The organism is Phocaeicola faecicola (genome assembly GCF_013618865.1).
GTDB lineage: Bacteria > Bacteroidota > Bacteroidia > Bacteroidales > Bacteroidaceae > Phocaeicola > Phocaeicola faecicola.
Genome location: NZ_JABSOE010000166.1, coordinates 1 through 704 on the forward strand (window position 1 = coordinate 1; position 704 = coordinate 704).

The following is a 704-nucleotide window of genomic DNA, read 5'->3' on the forward strand; positions in this document are numbered from 1 at the left end:
CGGTGGAAGACGTAAAACGAAATCGCCAGAACCGCAAAATGATAGAGGACTTGCCCGTATTGGAGACCGATACAATAGAACCGAAAGGCGTAGACTTGTCTTTATACCGTAGAATAGGCGAAGAGATAACAAAAGTCGTCAAGCACAAGCCGGGAATGCTTTACGTCAAGGTGATCATCCGTCCCAAATATGCTCTCAAGGACAGTACCCTGCTTCCTCCGGCCGGACAGAAAGGCGTAGAGATAGCTCCCATGCCGCTAATGCCGGTCGACAAGTGCATCGCTGACACCAGCCTGCTTGCCGAAATATTGCTTCAGAAGTATGAATATCATGTCCCGTTCTACCGTCAGATACAGCAATACCGCCATCTTGGAATGAAAGGTCTGACCGAAAGTACACTGGACGGCTGGTTCAAGAAAACCGTAGAATTGCTTAAGCCTCTGTATGAAGAACTCAAACGTGAAGTCTTCTCCTGTGATTATGTACAGGTGGACGAGACTACAGTTCCGGTCATCAACAGGGAAAAGCACAAGGCCGACAAGGAATATCTCTGGATGGTAAGATCAGTCATGGAGAGACTGGTCATCTTTCATTACGACGGAGGCTCACGGGCCGGAGCGGTCATCGAATCCCTGGCAAATCAATATAACTTCAAGGGATATCTTCAATGTGACGGTTTTGCAGGTTATGAAACAGCCTTCAAG

At 47.9% G+C, this 704-nt stretch carries 1 protein-coding gene; it reads left to right on the forward strand.

Annotation, left to right across the window (positions count from 1 at the left end; all coding sequences use genetic code 11):
- Positions 1-704: IS66 family transposase (locus tag H3001_RS19170; RefSeq protein WP_181215804.1), on the forward strand; the 704-nt coding region annotated here is incomplete at both ends.